Origin of the sequence: Pseudomonas sp. BIGb0278, from assembly GCF_024809895.1 — a bacterium.
Lineage (GTDB): Bacteria > Pseudomonadota > Gammaproteobacteria > Pseudomonadales > Pseudomonadaceae > Aquipseudomonas > Aquipseudomonas shirazensis.
In genome coordinates this window covers 1443717-1458583 of record NZ_JANUEL010000001.1, presented here as the reverse complement: position 1 = coordinate 1458583, position 14867 = coordinate 1443717, and the positions used below count along the sequence as shown (strand labels likewise).

At 62.8% G+C, this 14867-nt stretch carries 21 protein-coding genes; 9 read left to right on the top strand and 12 right to left on the bottom strand.

Features of this window, described 5'->3' with window-relative positions; translation table 11 throughout:
* Position 1 precedes the first annotated feature (1 nt).
* Complete coding sequence (locus M2396_RS06680; protein WP_259073953.1) at positions 2–1018, top strand: ATP-binding protein; 1017 nt, start codon at positions 2–4, stop codon at positions 1016–1018.
* 53 nt (positions 1019–1071) lie between these two features.
* On the top strand, positions 1072–1686 hold the full coding sequence (locus M2396_RS06675) for a VWA domain-containing protein (protein WP_101323007.1): 615 nt from the start codon (positions 1072–1074) through the stop codon (positions 1684–1686).
* Positions 1687–1813: 127 nt separating this feature from the next.
* Here M2396_RS06675 and M2396_RS06670 read toward each other — a convergent pair whose 3' ends face one another.
* Positions 1814–2080 carry a hypothetical protein gene (locus M2396_RS06670; protein ID WP_101319072.1) on the bottom strand — a complete coding sequence of 89 codons (267 nt, stop codon included), beginning with the start codon at positions 2078–2080 and terminating at the stop codon, positions 1814–1816.
* Positions 2081–2412: 332 nt separating this feature from the next.
* Here M2396_RS06670 and M2396_RS06665 point away from each other — a divergent pair, with 332 nt between their 5' ends.
* Positions 2413–3738: a sigma-54 dependent transcriptional regulator gene (locus tag M2396_RS06665; RefSeq protein WP_101319074.1), complete on the top strand. Its 1326-nt coding sequence runs from the start codon at positions 2413–2415 to the stop codon at positions 3736–3738.
* A gap of 51 nt (positions 3739–3789) precedes the next feature.
* On the opposite strand, the gene alkB is transcribed toward M2396_RS06665, so the two are convergent.
* On the bottom strand, positions 3790–4434 hold the full coding sequence (gene alkB / locus M2396_RS06660; RefSeq protein ID WP_259073951.1) for a DNA oxidative demethylase AlkB: 645 nt from the start codon (positions 4432–4434) through the stop codon (positions 3790–3792).
* A 184-nt stretch (positions 4435–4618) separates the two neighbouring features.
* Here alkB and M2396_RS06655 point away from each other — a divergent pair, with 184 nt between their 5' ends.
* Positions 4619–5002, top strand: a complete 384-nt coding sequence (locus tag M2396_RS06655) for a hypothetical protein (RefSeq protein WP_259073950.1) — start codon at positions 4619–4621, stop codon at positions 5000–5002.
* Between the two features lie 75 nt (positions 5003–5077).
* Positions 5078–5374: a hypothetical protein gene (locus M2396_RS06650; protein ID WP_150571959.1), complete on the top strand. Its 297-nt coding sequence runs from the start codon at positions 5078–5080 to the stop codon at positions 5372–5374.
* Between the two features lie 100 nt (positions 5375–5474).
* Here the strand turns inward: M2396_RS06650 and M2396_RS06645 are convergent, their stop codons facing one another.
* Positions 5475–5609 carry a hypothetical protein gene (locus M2396_RS06645; protein WP_256585737.1) on the bottom strand — a complete coding sequence of 45 codons (135 nt, stop codon included), beginning with the start codon at positions 5607–5609 and terminating at the stop codon, positions 5475–5477.
* Positions 5610–5733: 124 nt separating this feature from the next.
* On the opposite strand from M2396_RS06645, the gene M2396_RS06640 reads away from it, so the two are divergent.
* Positions 5734–6234: a methylated-DNA--[protein]-cysteine S-methyltransferase gene (locus M2396_RS06640; RefSeq protein WP_101323008.1), complete on the top strand. Its 501-nt coding sequence runs from the start codon at positions 5734–5736 to the stop codon at positions 6232–6234.
* On the opposite strand, the gene M2396_RS06635 is transcribed toward M2396_RS06640, so the two are convergent.
* Positions 6231–6980: a carbon-nitrogen hydrolase family protein gene (locus M2396_RS06635; protein ID WP_259073948.1), complete on the bottom strand. Its 750-nt coding sequence runs from the start codon at positions 6978–6980 to the stop codon at positions 6231–6233. The two genes, M2396_RS06640 and M2396_RS06635, sit on opposite strands and share 4 nt — an antisense overlap.
* 87 nt (positions 6981–7067) lie before the next feature.
* On the opposite strand from M2396_RS06635, the gene M2396_RS06630 reads away from it, so the two are divergent.
* Together M2396_RS06630 and M2396_RS06625 are read left to right on the top strand one after the other, a co-directional pair.
* Positions 7068–7583 (top strand): DUF2867 domain-containing protein, encoded by a 516-nt coding sequence (locus M2396_RS06630; RefSeq protein WP_259073947.1) that lies wholly within the window; start codon positions 7068–7070, stop codon positions 7581–7583.
* Positions 7584–7588: 5 nt separating this feature from the next.
* A complete protein-coding gene (locus M2396_RS06625) occupies positions 7589–8284 on the top strand; it encodes a metallophosphoesterase (protein WP_259073946.1) in 696 nt (231 codons plus the stop codon).
* On the opposite strand, the gene M2396_RS06620 is transcribed toward M2396_RS06625, so the two are convergent.
* Positions 8262–8882: a LysE family translocator gene (locus tag M2396_RS06620; protein ID WP_259073945.1), complete on the bottom strand. Its 621-nt coding sequence runs from the start codon at positions 8880–8882 to the stop codon at positions 8262–8264. The genes M2396_RS06625 and M2396_RS06620 overlap by 23 nt on opposite strands.
* A gap of 74 nt (positions 8883–8956) precedes the next feature.
* Complete coding sequence (locus M2396_RS06615; protein ID WP_101319089.1) at positions 8957–9775, bottom strand: AraC family transcriptional regulator; 819 nt, start codon at positions 9773–9775, stop codon at positions 8957–8959.
* Positions 9776–9910: 135 nt separating this feature from the next.
* Here M2396_RS06615 and M2396_RS06610 point away from each other — a divergent pair, with 135 nt between their 5' ends.
* Positions 9911–10534, top strand: a complete 624-nt coding sequence (locus tag M2396_RS06610) for a LysE family translocator (RefSeq protein WP_150571965.1) — start codon at positions 9911–9913, stop codon at positions 10532–10534.
* 21 nt (positions 10535–10555) lie between these two features.
* Here M2396_RS06610 and M2396_RS06605 read toward each other — a convergent pair whose 3' ends face one another.
* From M2396_RS06605 to M2396_RS06580, 6 genes are all read right to left on the bottom strand, one after another.
* Positions 10556–10831, bottom strand: coding sequence for a peptidylprolyl isomerase (locus M2396_RS06605; protein WP_101319093.1), 276 nt, complete (start codon positions 10829–10831; stop codon positions 10556–10558).
* Between the two features lie 74 nt (positions 10832–10905).
* Positions 10906–11673 (bottom strand): 3-hydroxybutyrate dehydrogenase, encoded by a 768-nt coding sequence (gene hbdH, locus M2396_RS06600; protein WP_259073942.1) that lies wholly within the window; start codon positions 11671–11673, stop codon positions 10906–10908.
* A gap of 91 nt (positions 11674–11764) precedes the next feature.
* Positions 11765–12427 (bottom strand): glycosyltransferase family 2 protein, encoded by a 663-nt coding sequence (locus M2396_RS06595; RefSeq protein ID WP_150569353.1) that lies wholly within the window; start codon positions 12425–12427, stop codon positions 11765–11767.
* Positions 12424–13023 (bottom strand): bifunctional 2-polyprenyl-6-hydroxyphenol methylase/3-demethylubiquinol 3-O-methyltransferase UbiG, encoded by a 600-nt coding sequence (locus M2396_RS06590; protein WP_101319100.1) that lies wholly within the window; start codon positions 13021–13023, stop codon positions 12424–12426. Before M2396_RS06590 ends, M2396_RS06595 begins: the two co-directional genes overlap by 4 nt.
* The gene (locus tag M2396_RS06585) at positions 13020–13775 is read right to left on the bottom strand and encodes a PIG-L deacetylase family protein (RefSeq protein WP_150569352.1); all 756 of its coding nucleotides are present in this window, start codon (positions 13773–13775) and stop codon (positions 13020–13022) included. Before M2396_RS06585 ends, M2396_RS06590 begins: the two co-directional genes overlap by 4 nt.
* The gene (locus tag M2396_RS06580; protein WP_259073941.1) at positions 13772–14842 is read right to left on the bottom strand and encodes an acyl-CoA dehydrogenase family protein; all 1071 of its coding nucleotides are present in this window, start codon (positions 14840–14842) and stop codon (positions 13772–13774) included. The genes M2396_RS06585 and M2396_RS06580 overlap by 4 nt, the downstream gene beginning before the upstream one ends.
* Positions 14843–14867 lie beyond the last annotated feature (25 nt).

Genomic DNA, 14867 nt, shown 5'->3' with positions numbered 1-14867 from the left:
AATGACTGAACCGATGCAGTTTCCGCTGGCCGCCGTGGTCGGCGCCGAGGCGCTCAAGCTGGCATTGTGCCTGACCGCAATCGACCCAAAGATCGGCGGCGTGCTGATCGAAGGCCCGCGCGGCATGGCCAAGAGCACCCTGGCCCGTGGCCTGGCAGACCTGCTCGGCAGCGCCGAGCAGCAGCCACCCTTTGTCACCTTGCCGCTGGGCGCGACCGAAGAGCGCCTGGTCGGCACGCTGGACCTCGACGCAGCGCTGGGCCAGGGCAAAGCGCAGTTTTCCCCTGGAGTGCTGGCCCACGCCGACGGCGGCGTGCTGTATGTCGACGAAGTCAACCTGCTGCCCGATCCGCTGGTTGACCTGTTGCTGGACGTTGCTGCCAGCGGCACCAACCGCATAGAACGCGACGGCATCTCCCATCGTCATTCGGCGCGGTTTGTCTTGATCGGCACGATGAACCCGGAGGAGGGCGAGCTGCGCCCGCAACTGCTTGATCGCTTCGGCCTGAACGTGTCGCTGGACGAGTTGCCCGAGCCGCAGGCACGCCAGCAGATCATCCGCCGGCGCTTGGCCTTCGACAGCGATCCGCAAGGCTTCTGCGCCGAGTGGGCCGGTGCGCAGCAGGACCTGCGCGAGCGCTGCCAGGCAGCGCGCGTGCGCCTGGAACAGATTGCGCTGGATGACCAGGCCCTGGCCTGGATCACCGAAGGCTGTTTTGCTGCTGGGGTCGATGGCCTGCGCGCAGATCTGGTCTGGCTGCGAGCTGCACGTGCTCACGCTGCCTGGCGCGGCAGCGAGCACATCGATGAAGAAGACGTCACCGCCGTAGCCGAGTTTGCCTTGCGCCATCGCCGCCGCGAAGCCCCAGCCCAGCAACCGCCAAGCCCAGCGCCGGCGCAGTCGCCAGCCAGCAGCAATGCCAGCGCGGGGCAGGGCGGCGACAGTGGTGCACTGCCAGCCCAACCGGTTGCAGCGGGGCCGCGGCGTGAGGTACCAAACTGGGCAAAAAAGCCCTGAGCATCCGTCAGCAAGGTTTGTCCGCGGCGGATGCCAAGCCCCGGCCAGGCAGCTTGCGCGGTGCTGCGCGTGGACAGGCACGCAAGGCCGCTGCCGGGCGTGTCGCCTGGCCGGCGACCCTGCTCAAGGGGCGGCCAAAGCAGCGTGGCGATTTGTGCTGGCAGCAGCGTCAGGGGCAGCCGGCAGAGCTGTGGCTGGTGATTGTCGATGCCTCGGCGTCAACCCGCCGACATCAGGCGCTTGCCCAGACCAAGGGCGTGCTTGCCGAGCTGTTCGATCAAGCCTATCGCCAACGCGCACGTCTGGCTCTGCTGACCGCCAGTGGTCGTTCGGCCCAGTGGCAGCGGCATGGGCTGAAAGCTTCGGCGGCACTGCAGCCCTGGTTGCAGGCCCTCGGCGCGGGTGGCGGCACGCCGCTGATCAGCGCCTTGGAGCAAGCTCGGCAATGGCTGCAGGCACGACACCAGCGGCATCCGCAGGAGGTCCAGCGTTGCCTGGTGTTTACCGATGGTCGCCTGCAACGCTGGGGCGCGCTGCAGCCGATGCCCTGCACGACCTGGTTGATCGACATGGAATTGGCGCCAGTGCGGGTCGGTAAAGGCAGATTGCTAGCGCAGCAATTGCAGGCCGAGTATCAGCATATCCAGCACTTCAAGCAGCTGCGCTGATATATATCCAGACGTCACGAATGGCGGCTGCGACAGGATGTCGCGCTAACGAGAGAGTTGCCATCAAGGCACAGTGCGAGTTGCTAAAAGTGCGCGCCAGGCACGCACTTTTAGCATGAACAAATGCTTACTTGGGCATCGACCAAGGTTGCAAGTCATAACCCTTCTGACACAGTTCGGCGCGCACTTCCTCGATCAGGCTGGCCCATTGCGCCGGGTCTGAATAAATACGCGAGGAGACTTGCTTGCTGCCGATACGGGTGTTGGTCCGGTCGATCACTGCCAGGCTCAGTTCACCAGTACCGTTGGGTGCATCCCAGGCAACGCACTGGAAGGGTTCGAAGGCGTGGTCGGCAATCAGCAGTGCTTCGTTGACACGGAGCGGGGCATTCATGGTTCGGTCTCTCTATGGTCCCAAACAGCGAAAGTAAGTCCGCGCTGTATCAAAGGTGCCAAGGTAAATAGCGCGGGGTTATGGATACTGATGCTCGCTGGGTAGGATGAAGTCACAGCCTTGATGAATTTTTTTTGCAAATACTCGAATCCGCTCAGCTGCCCGGCTCAGACGGCAACACTTTGTAAAAGCCCGCGTGTAGCGGAGTTGGCAGCGGGCATCCGGCAGACCAACGGTACTGGGTAAGTTGGAGTTCGTTGCTACTGTTAATTCGGGCGCTGCAACGTACTGTTTCTACTTAAAAAACCAACGATTGGCGCCAAGGAACGGTCATGCTCGAAGCTGCAGCGCAACGTCGCCTGTTGATCGTCGACCCGTGCGACGACTGCCACCGTCTGTTACCGGGCCTGCGCGGTGCCGGTTGGGACGTGCACAGCTGCACCCTGGCGGCGGCGCTTGAGCATCCTTGCGATGTTGGCGTACTGCGCCTGCAAGCCTCGCACCTGCAGGCGCCTGATGCGGTCAAGGACATGATCAAGCGCAGCAATACCGAATGGATCGCCGTGCTCAATGCCGAACAACTGCGTGCGCAGAACGTTGGCGACTTTGTCTGCGAGTGGTTTTTTGACTTTCATACCTTGCCGTTCGACGTTTCCCGCGTGCAGGTAACCCTCGGCCGCGCCTTCGGCATGGCCCGCCTGCGTGGCAAGGGCGCAGTGCAGGTGGACAAGCCCGAGCATGAACTGCTGGGTGACAGCCGGCCGATACGCGAGCTGCGCAAGCTGCTCGGCAAGCTGGCACCGACCGAATCGCCAGTACTCATCCGCGGCGAGAGCGGTACCGGCAAGGAGCTTGTCGCGCGGACTCTGCACCGTCAGTCGCAGCGGCACGATAAGCCGTTTATCGCGATCAACTGCGGGGCGATCCCTGAACATCTGATCCAGTCCGAGCTGTTTGGCCACGAGAAGGGTGCATTCACCGGCGCGCACCAGCGTAAAGTCGGGCGCATTGAGGCAGCCAACGGTGGGACCCTGTTCCTCGATGAAATTGGCGATCTGCCGCTTGAGCTGCAGGCCAATCTGCTGCGTTTTCTGCAGGAAAAGCACATCGAGCGTGTTGGCGGCGATCAACTGATCCCTGTTGATGTGCGGGTATTGGCTGCTACCCATGTGGACCTTGAGCAAGCCATCGAGCGCGGCAAGTTTCGCGAAGACCTGTATTACCGGCTCAACGTGCTGCAGGTGGTCACTGCGCCACTGCGCGATCGGCACGGTGATCTGTCGATGCTGGCCAGCCATTTTGCCCAGTTTTACAGCCTGGAGACCGGGCGCAGGCCGCGCTCGTTCAGCGACAGTGCGCTGGCTGCGATGGGCCGGCATGAGTGGCCGGGCAACGTGCGCGAGCTGGCCAATCGGGTCAGGCGCGGGCTGGTGTTGGCCGAGGGCCGGCAGATCGAGGCGCAGGATCTGGGTTTGCAGGTGCTGGTCCCCGAGGAGCAGCCGCTGGCGACGCTGGAGGATTACAAGCACCGTGCTGAGCGCCAAGCGTTGTGCGATGTGCTCAACCGGCATTCTGACAATCTGAGTATCGCCGCCAAGGTGCTGGGCATCTCTCGACCCACCTTCTATCGACTCTTGCACAAACACCAGATCCGTTGATTGGGACGTGCAGTTGCTTTCCTGCTGCTCTTGGACATTGAGCTCGGCCAGTTAACCCGCCCGGCGCAGGGTGAGGTTTATCCGGCGTGCGCCCATCCGTGGGTGGGTGCCGGGCTTGACCGGCATTACCCCGTGAAAGCGCAGGCGGTCTTCGCCGCCCCATACCAGTACGTCACCGTGATTGAGGGTGATGCGCTGGGTCGGGTCCTTGCGTTGCATCCCGCCGAACAGAAACACCGCCGGCAACCCTAGCGAGATGGACACGATTGGATGGGCAAAGTCATTTTCGTCGTGGTCCTGGTGCAGGCTCAGCTTGGTGTCGGCAAGGTAGTGGTTGATCAGGCAGGCATCGGGGGTGAAATTATCGAAGCCAGCGGTTTCAGCCGCGTTACGGGCGACCTGCAAGAAGCTCTCAGGCAGGGCTGGCCAGGGCTGTTGGGTGAGCGGGTCGTGCGGGCTGTAGCGGTAGCCTTGCTGGTCACTGACCCAGCCAAGCGAGCCGCAATTGGTGAGCGCGACGGCCATGGCCTGACCACCTGGGGTGCGCATGTGCCGAAACGGGGCTGCGCGCAGGATTGGCCGCAGGTCGTCCAGCAGGGTTTCGACCTGAGGCAGGACAAAACCTGGAAGCAGGACCGTCTGCGCAGCCAGGCGCTGCGGGGATGGGCCGAACAGGTCGAGGTCGGACTGGATCATCTGGCTAAGGCTTGGCGTCGTTGGTTTGGGTTCAGGTGTACCTAGCGATGCAACCCATACTAACGGCAGGGTGCACGCCATGTCGCGCTGGTCCGCTCGGCGGAGCTCCTACCAGACAACGCCAAGACGTCTGCAAACGGGCTTGGGCAACTGATAACCTACTAGTTTTGTGTGAAGGATCACCATGATCGACAAGCTGCTGGCCGCCATGTTGAGCTGTACCTGTCTGCTGGGCAGCGGGTTTGCTCAAGCCTGGACCAAAGACGGTGACAAAATCGTCTTCCAACGCGAAGAAATCAGCCATTGCGATGACTACGCCATGGACGCAGGGGCAATCATGCTCGGACGGCAGTCGAACGAGCCGCCTTACTACGGCACTGATGAGTATCGACCGCCGACAGCCGCGACTTATACCCTGCGCGACATCCTGTCCAGGCAAGTGTTGGCTTATCCTGTGCGCGATACCGAGCAAGAGCGACGCAAGGACCTGGAAGACTTCGTGCAAAAAGCCAAAGCCATGTGCGTGCAAGCTTACATGGAGTCAAAGCCGGCCAAGTCTGCGCCTTGATCCGGCGCTGGCAGTTCAGGCCAAACTGGGCTATTGCTGATGAACTGGCGGTGAGGCCGCGCTTGGAGGTAAACGATGAAACGAGTATTGAGCATCATCGCATTGGTATCGCTGGCCGGCGTCGCCAACGCAGAGATCCCGATGGTGAACGCTACCTGCCCGGGCAACCTCGAGGTTCATACCGATGAAGGCGGGCCGTTGTTCATCAATGGCAAAGAAGCCAAGTTGAAGAAGATCAATGACAATTACTTCGAGGCCAAAGGCGGCGGTGTGACCGTATCGTTATCGATCAGCCCTGATGGTACGCCGAGTATTTCCTATACCGGCAAAGGCGGGGCGAATGGCATATGCGAAATAGCCGAAGAAGATTAGATCGTGAGGGTTGCCACAAGGGTTCACCAATCACCCTTCGCACGACCTGACCCTCCTCAGCGCGAGCTATGCGCTCCAAACCAGCGGGTAGCAAAGGCCGTCAGCGCACTTCGCAGACCCACTTGTGATTGCACCGGTACGGGGTGCGTGTAAACCGAACCTGGACCAGACGGGTCAGCCCCTGCTGGGCCAGGACATCGGTGAGCTGGGTGAGTGTCTCTGCTTCGATAGTCATCGCTGTTACCTCTTCAGATTACTTTGCTCATGATTATCGACTGGCACACCCGCGCAACAATTCAATTTGATTAGCTCGGCATCGATTGCAGTAAGCTGTTGATTCTTTGCTCATGGTCCGCCTTATGCCCAGTTCATTCACGCTCATGCCGTCGCCCGTTGGCGTGCTCACCCTGGTCGCCCGCGATGACCGCCTAGCTGCGGTACTGTGGGAGCAGGAGCGCGCAAACCGGGTGCGTTTGGGTGAGCTGCTGCGTGATGACGAGCATCCGCTGCTGCAGCAGACCGCGCTGCAGTTGGGTGAATATTTTGCCGGTCAGCGGCGCCACTTCGAGCTTGAGCTGGACTTTGCCGGCACCGCGTTTCAGCGTGAGGTGTGGGCGGCGTTGCTGACCATCCCGTTTGGCGAAACCCGCAGCTACGGCGACATTGCCCGACAGATCGGCAAGCCGAGCGCGGTGCGCGCAGTCGGCGCGGCCAATGGGCGCAATCCCCTGTCGATCATCGCGCCGTGCCACCGGGTGATTGGCGCCTCGGGTAGTCTGACCGGGTTTGCCGGCGGCTTGCAGGCCAAGCAGTTTTTGCTGGCCCTGGAAGGGCGCCAGAGCCTGGTGCTGGATTTTTAACGGCCGCCAGACAGCTCAGCCAACTCAATTACCGCGGCGCTGGCACTTGTGGTGTCGAGCATGATCAGGCCTTCGCTGTGCTCATCCAGCGCTGCCAGCAGCCGGCCCTGGCTGTCCCAGGCTGCCGAGCAGCCGGCGCCAATAAAGGTGTCCGCCGGGCCCACGCAGTTGGCCAGCAATACAGGCATGCTCAGCCGGCTGGCAACGGCGGGATAATGGGCAAAACCTTCACGGATGCCTTTGGCTGATTTGGCTACGCTGACCAGATATACCTCTGCGCCGTCTTCGCGAGCCTGCATCGCATGCTCAACAAACATCGACTCATAGCAGATCGCCGGAGCGACCCGCAGCTCACCTGCAGTGAACACCAACGGATTGTCCCCTGCAGTAAAGAACTCCATCTCGTCGGCATGCAAGCGCTGTTTCGCGTACACCAGTGCAGGTTTCGCAGGGCGCAGAATCGGCATACCGATCTGCACGCCACTTGCGGCCTGCAGCGGCAAGCCCAAGGCCACGCTTACTCCAAGCTGGTCACACAGCGTTTGCACCGGCTCTAGCCAGACCGAGTCTGCGGTTTGCGCCAGCGCTTGGGCGAGGGCGGGCTCGTAGCCGCTCAGGGATAACTCCGGAAACACCACTAATTGCGCGCCGGCACGTGCCGCCTGCTCGATGCAGTACAGGTGTCGACGCAGGTTGCCAGCCAGGTCACCCTTGAGCGCTGCCAGTTGTACTGCACACAGTTTCATGACCAATCCCTGGATGACGCCGCTGAACCACCGAGGATACTATCGGAGCAATCACCCACGCCAGTGGGATCCACGGACGGAGACGAGATGAGCCAGCACGCAGCTATTCCACCTGATTCACTGATCTGGCCCAGCGCCCAGCAGGCCAGCTTTAGTCATTGTCAGTCGATCACGCTCGTGGACCATGGGCTGCCGGCGATGGCGCATTACCTGCAGATGATGCGCGGCATGCCGCGCTGGATCGACAATTTGATGGTGCTTCGCAATCGGCTGGTCCAGCTGGTGGGGCTCAAGGATCTGGGCCGGCTCAGGGCAGTCAATTCGCAGCGCTCTGCGGGCAGCTATGAAGCAGGGCAGCGGGTGGGCATTTTTACGCTACTGGCCAATACTGATGATGAGGTGCTGCTGGTCGACAGCGATCGCCATCTGGATGTGCATGTAGCCTTGCTGCGTCGACCGTCAGCACAGCCCGGGCAGTGTGAGGTACTGGTTAGCACCGTGGTGCGAACCCACAACCTGTTGGGACGTCTGTATATGTTGCCCGTGGCGCCGTTTCACCGGCTAATAGCACCGATTGCCTTGCGTCGTTTGCGAAAGGGGTAGTTGCAATGCAGCGTTTCCAGCAGATAGCCGCCAATGAGCTGGGCAGGGACTTGGCAGTTGGCGATATCCACGGTCATTTTCCGCGTTTGCAGCAGTGCCTGGATGAGGTGGCGTTCGATCCGCAGGTTGATCGCCTGTTCAGCGTCGGCGATCTGGTCGACCGCGGGCCGCACAGTGAAGAGGCCCTGGAGTGGCTGGGGCAGCCTTGGTTTCATGCCGTGCAGGGCAACCACGAAGCGCTGGCGGTGAGTTACCTGTGCGGCGACCCGCTGGATCTGGATATGTACCGCGCGGCAGGCGGCGGCTGGTTTCTCGATTTGCCCAGTGCTGTGCAGCAGCGCTATGCCAGTGTTTTCGTTACCCTGCCGCTGGCCCTGCAGGTGGCCACCGTAGACGGGCCGATCGGCCTGGTGCATGCCGATAGCCCATTCAATGAGTGGTCACAGTTACGTACCAGCCTGTTGGGCGAGGATGACCCGCGCGTCCGCGAGATCTGCCAATGGTCGCGGCGGCGTTTGCGCGAGGGCGATACGCATACGGTAGAGGGCTTGAGAGCGCTACTGGTGGGGCATACCTCGGTGCTGCAGGTAAAACAGCTGGGCAATGTCTGGCATCTGGATACCGGCGGCTGGAACAAGGGGCATTTCAGCCTGCTGGATATGCAGCGGTTGGTCCTGCTCAGCCCCGCCACAAGTGAATGAGCACGGCGCTGGCGAGCAGAATCAGCAGTGCCCCTGAGGCACGTTCCAGCCATGGCAAGGCGTGGATGAAGCGGCTAAGCACGCGGCGGTTGCCAATGGCGCAGGCGACCAGCAGGTCCCACAGCAACACCACACCGAACATCCAGCTGGCATAGGCAAGTTTCCACGCGGTGCTGGTACTGGCGAGCATGCTTGCCAGGCTTACGTAGAACAGTGCGTTTTTCGGGTTGAGAATGGCCGAAGCAAAGCCCATCAGCAGGCACCTCAACCAGCCTTGCGCGGCCTGCACGGGTTCGCTTTCGACCTCACCAAAGCTGCTTTCGCCGGCATGGCGCAGGAACAGTCCGCCGATGTACAGCAAGTAGGCGCAGCCTGCGACTTGCAGCGCGATAAACAGTGCACTGCCGTCCTTGAGCACCGATACCCCGGTAAACGCTGCACCGATAAACACGCCGTTGGCCAGGGCGATACCCAGGCAGGCGCCGCTGGCTACCCGCCAGCCGGCTTTGATCGAGCTGCGCGCAACCAGAAAGAAGTCAGGGCCGGGTGACAGCAGCGCGAGGAAGTGGGCGCTGGCGACTATCAGAAATTGCTCCATGGGGCGGCACTACTCAGGCATTGGAGGCGCAATTCTGCGGCCCGCCCGGGACAGCGTATTGAACAATATTGCAGTCAGCGCATCAGGCGATAGCGCCCCGGCGTTGTGCCGGCATGCGCCTTGAATACCCGCTGAAAATGGCTCTGGTCGGCAAAGCCCAGTTTATAGGCGACTTCTGCCAACGGCAGGCCTTGGCGTAGGCACTGCCGTGCCCGATTGACCCGCGCATTGAGCAGGTAGGCGTGCGGGGTCAGGCCGGTGGCCGCCTGGAATGCGCGGATCAGCTGATAACGCCCAAGCCCGGCTAGGGCTGCGAGAGAGGCCAGATTGAGCTCGGCCAACTCGGCCTGGTCGATAGCCGCGATAACGTCGACAAGGGCGGCGCCGCTCAAGGACGGTGCAGGGGCTGTCGGAGAGGGCGCATACGCTGAGAAGTCGTGCTCGGCCATGAACTGCACCAGCGCAGCCTCTTTTTGCAGCGGCGCGGCGGCGGAGAACAGCAGCGTGTTCAACTGACAAAAGTGTCGATAGGCCTGCGGGCAGCGGCTGATTCTTGCCGGTCCGCCACGGTCGCCTGCGACGACGCCGGATTCTGCGCGCAACTGACTTAGCCACTGCGCATCGATGTGCACCATCTGATAACTCCAGGCCTGCCCGGATTCAGGGTTGCACGCATGCACCCGCTGCGCGGGCACCAGTACCAGAGCGCCCGGGCTCAAGCGTTGCTGGCCTGCACCGGCACCGCTGAAGCGGCTGAAACCAGCATCGACCGCGCCAATCGAGAAGGTCGGATGGCTGTGTGCCTTGTAACAGGCACGGCTATGACAGGCGCGTCTGCTCTCGACGAAGGGCAACGCCGGGTCGTGCCAGATTTCGCTGCTTGCGGTGTGCATCAGTGGCCTGTCTGAGTTGCTGTGCAGACCTGCGAGTCTACCTGCTCGGTACTGTGTCGGCCATTTGCCGCGTGACTGTGCTTGACCCGGTTCCAGAGCGGGGCGACCCTTCGCAGGTATTCGAGGAGAACAACAATGGACATGTCGAGCCTGCTGCTATTCGTCCCCGCCTGCTTTGCCCTGAACATGGCGCCTGGACCGAACAACCTGCTGTCACTGCATAATGCCAGCCGTTATGGCCTGCATACTGCTTGCCTGGCCGGGGCCGGCCGAATTCTGGCGTTCAGCGGCATGATCGCCCTGGCGGCGATGGGCCTCGCTGTGGTGCTGCATACCAGCGCCTGGCTGTTTCTGACCATCAAGTTGATCGGGGCGGGCTACCTGTTCTATATCGCCTGGCAGCTGTGGCGGGCGCCGGTGGGTGAGGCTGCTTCAGGAAGCGGCGAGCCTCGCGGGATCTGGCGGCTGGCCCGGCAGGAGTTCTGGGTGGCGGCGGGCAATCCAAAAGCCATATTGCTGTTCACCGCGTTTTTGCCGCAATTCGTCAGCACCGACAGTCCCACGCCGGTAGGCGAGCAGTTCCTTTGGTTGGGCGTGTGGTTCCTGTTGCTGGAATGGGCAGCCATCGCTATCTATGGCGCACTCGGTGCCTATCTGCAGCGCTGGTTCAACCAACCGCGGCCTCGGCGGTTGTTCAACCGGATCAGTGCCTCGCTGCTGGGCTGCGCCGGCCTGGGATTGTTGGCAGCACGACGCTAGCGGCGCCAGCGCCCTCTGGTCTCAGTCGCGGTAGACCACCTGGACCAGGTGATAACCGAACTTGGATTTGATCGGGCCGTGGATTTCGCGCACGGCTTTCTTGAAGATCACCTGGTCAATCGCGCCAACCATCTGCCCGGGGCGCACTTCGCCCAGGTCGCCGCCACGCTTGGCAGAGGGGCAGGTTGAAAACTTCTTGGCCAGCACGTCAAACGCCTCGCCCTTGGCGATACGCTGCTTGAGCTGCTCGGCTTCAGCGGCGGTCTTGACCAGAATATGGCGGGCTTGAGCTTTCATGGGACACCTGCGTACCGGGAAAAAAAGGCGGCCATTATGCCTGATCGCGGCGCGCACGGCAGGCCGCTCGACGGTTACTGGGCGAGCCAGCCGCCATCCACGTTCCACGCAGCGCCACGGACCTGGCTGCCGGCCTCGCTGCACAGGAACACCACCAGCTCACCCAGATGCGCAGGGGTGACGAACGCGCCTGAGGGCTGCTTCTCGGCCAGCAGATCGTGCTTTGCCTGCGTCGGATCGACACCTGCCGCGATGCGATCGTCAATCTGCTTTTGCACCAGTGGGGTGAGCACGAAGCCTGGGCAGATGGCATTGCAGGTGACGTTGCTGGCGGCGGTTTCCAGGCCAACCACCTTGGTCAGGCCGATCACCCCGTGCTTGGCTGCCACGTAGGCCGATTTGCCGACCGAGCCCACCAGGCCATGCACCGAGGCGATATTGATGATCCGCCCCCAGTTGCGCTCACGCATGCCCGGCAAGACCCGGCGGGTGCCATGGAACACTGCGGAGAGGTTCAAGGCGATGATCTTGTCCCAGCTCTCGGCGGGGAACTGCTCGACCTGGGCGACATGCTGGATACCGGCATTGTTGACGAGAATGTCGACGCCGCCAAAGCGCTCGGCAAACGCGAACAGCTCTTCGAGCTGGGCAATGTCAGAGAGGTCAGCCGGATGATGGGCGACTTGCACGCCGTGCTGATTGATTTCGGCAAGGGCAGCGCTTGCATCGCCAAAACCGTTGAGAATGATATTGGCACCCGCGCCGGCCAGCACCTTGGCTATACCCAGGCCGATGCCGCTGGTGGAACCGGTGACCAGTGCAGTTTTACCTTGTAGAGACATGCAAAGCTCCTGGAGTGCTGGCGTTTGTGGAGGGCGCCTCGGCGAGGAATTTGAGGGTAGCACTTCCGCCTCTGCAGATGCCTGCCCCGCACTAGCCAGTTACGCTTTCCAGCCCGGCTAGATAATCGCCAAAACCCTCGCGTGCACGGCTGTCACGGCGGCTGCTGGTGGCTACGCTGTGCCTGGCGGTCCAGACTATCTGTGCGCCTTGAGCCTCAAGCGCCCGCACCAGGTGCACGTCTTCATGGGCGGCCAGCGGAGCGAAGCCGCCAGCCAGGGTATAGGCTCTGGCACAGATGCCAAGGTTGGCCCCATGAATATGCCGATGGCCCTCACGAGCTTCATAGCGGCTGAGGTACAACTTGCGCAGCGCTGCCGTCTGCCACGGCTGCCAGCGCTCGATATGCACCGTGCCGCAGACTGCCTGCGCTTCGCAGGCCAGTTGCGACAACAGCCAGTGGCCGGGCACGCGGCTGTCGGCGTCAGTGCACGCCAGCCAGGTCGCGCCGCGCTCCAGCATCAGTGCCGCGCCCGCCTGGCGCGCGGCACCGACGCTGCCCGCGCTGACGCTCAGCGTCTCCACCTGATGACGGCGGGCAATGGCTGCGCTGCTGTCGGTGCAGCGATCCAGCACCACCAGCACTTCTACCTGATGCCCGGCCTCGCGTGCCAGCGCGGCGGCGGCATTGACTGACTTCAGGCAGCGGCCAAGGCGGCGCGCCTCGTTATGGGCGGGGATGATCACGGCAATCATGCGCACCTCTCGTCGACATCGACCACGCGGGGCTGACATGACCAGTACTCGAGCAGGAAGTCAGCCTCCTCATGACGAAACTGGGCGTATAACGGTAGATGCCTGGCGAGCATCGCGTGCACCTGGCGGCCGTTCTGCGGGCATCCGGCAATCGGGTGTAGCCAGTGGCAAAGGATCAGGCCACCGTCATCGTCCAGGCTGGCTACCGCTTGTTCAAGCACCTGCAACCAGTCGGTAGGGTCCAGGTAGTAGCCAACCTCGCTCAGGACAATCAGATCGAAACGCTCAGCTGGCCAGTCACCCGGCAAGCGCCCGCGCTCGACGCTGACATGGGCCATATCGGCTGTGCGCTGGCGGGCCAACTCGACGGCGGTCGGATCAAGGTCCTGGCACACCAGCTCCGCGCAGCGCTCAGCCAGCAGCACACTCAGCTCGCCGTTGGCGCAGGCAGGTTCGAATGCGCGCTCATAGCGCTGGCGCGGCAGGCTGGCGACCAGAAGCTCGCGCTTGCGCCGTTCATACCAGCGGCTGCGGAATGCCCATGGGTCATCATTACCGGCGTACAGGTCGGCGAAATACTGCGAATCAACGCTCATAGAAACACCAATTCGAAAGGTTGCAGCAGGCAGTCGAGCAAATGTTGCGGCAGCACCGGCGGCTGGCCGTCATCGGCCTCCAGTTGGCTTGAATAGGCGCCGATGGCTTTGCGCTTGCGGGTTTGGCGCAAGTCGTCGAGCGGGTAGCGGTGCGCGCGTGACCACGGTAGGCGTGGATCATCCGGTTCAGCCCAGTGCCAGGCCCATACCGGCACCTCAGCCAATTGCGCGCTGCGCGCCTGAGCCGCCTGCGCGGCGGCGCGGCCTACGGCTTCGTGGTCGCAGTGGCCGTCGTTGCGCCAGGTGGCCATGAGCAGGTCACCCGGCTTGAGCAATTGATTGAGATGGTTGACCAGAAATGCCTCGTCGCGGCGCACGGCACCGTCTTTCAGATTCAACCGGCGCCAGTCCAGCTTGTTCAGGTCCAGATCCAGCTGCTGCAAGGCGTGGCGGCTTTCAAGCGGCCGCTGCCGGCGCAGCCGGTGCTCGCTCCACTGGGCGGAGTCCGGATGACTGCCCTCGCCATCGGTTACCGATACCAGCACCAGATCCTCCTCACGGCCCTGAAAGCCGGCCAGCAGCCCTCCGGCCATGAGGATTTCGTCGTCTGGGTGCGGCGCCAGCAGGACCAACCGGCGACCGGGCGGGCACAGCGTGTCAGCGTCGATCCACTTGCTGCGGGCCAGGTGCGCAGAGTGCTGCCAGTCTGCCCAGGCGGTGCCGGTGCTGGCCTGGATCAAGTTTTCGGTCATAGCTGCCAGGCTCCTGCTGGCTGTTGTGCCAGCTGTTGTCCAAGGGTTGCCAGGTCCCGCTCGGCGTGGCTCTGGCGCAGGTAAACGGGCAAGTCGGCGCTGAGCCGGGCGAAGTGGCTATCACGGCAGAACGGCGTCGCACCAAGGGCGCGGCCCACATGATGAATGACGCACTCTGCTGCCTGCTCGACCTGGGCGCGTACGCGGCGCACCGGCAAACTGGCGTCTGCCTGCGGATGTTGATCAATCCAGGCGGCGCACTCGTGCAGCGCGGCCCGGGCGGCGCACAACGATGCGTCAACGGCGCCGAGATGGGCATCACCGTGGGGGTCCGGGCGTGGCTTGCGCCGCTGCTGGTGTAGATACCCCGCCAGCGCTTCGGCGGCGCCATACCAACAAGCGGCAATGCCGCCACCGCCCTGCCAGAAGCCAGGGCGGGCGAGGTACTGCCCAGGCTTGCCGACGGCAACGCCAATAGCTCCGTCGAAGACGATGTCGGCGCTGGCTGTGGCAGCCATGCCGACCGCCTGCCACTTTTCCGGCTCAATCCGCAGGCCAGGCTGGCGCAGATCGATGGCTACCAGTTGCGGCTGGTCATCGTTGGCCCAGGCAGTGATCAGGGCATGGTCGACCTGCAGCGCGCCGGAGCACCAGGCTTTGCGGCCCGCGAGGCGCACCTGCTCGCCGCTGCGCGAATTGATAAGCGTGCGGGCATCCGGGGGCTCTGCAGCCCACACCGCCCATAGGCCATTGCCGGCAAGCCGCGCAGCACCGCATTCGGCCAAAATCGCCAGGGCATCGGTATGGCCTTCGTAAAGTTTGGCCAGGGTCAGGTCGCAGCCGCCAATCTGCGCCAGCATCCGCCAACGTTGAAGCGTCTGGCCATGGCCGGGCAATGGCAGTTGGTCGAGCTGTGCAGCTTGCAGTGTGTACATCAGCTCGGGCAGGTGAGTGTCCACAATCACCTGTAGCGGTCGCTCGGCGAATGCCTGCAGCAGTGGCGGTAACTGATGTTGCGGCTGGCCAGCAGTTTCCGTACGCAGGCACGCCTGCAGGGGCTTCTCCATGATGGCTCCAGGACAATCGACAAGT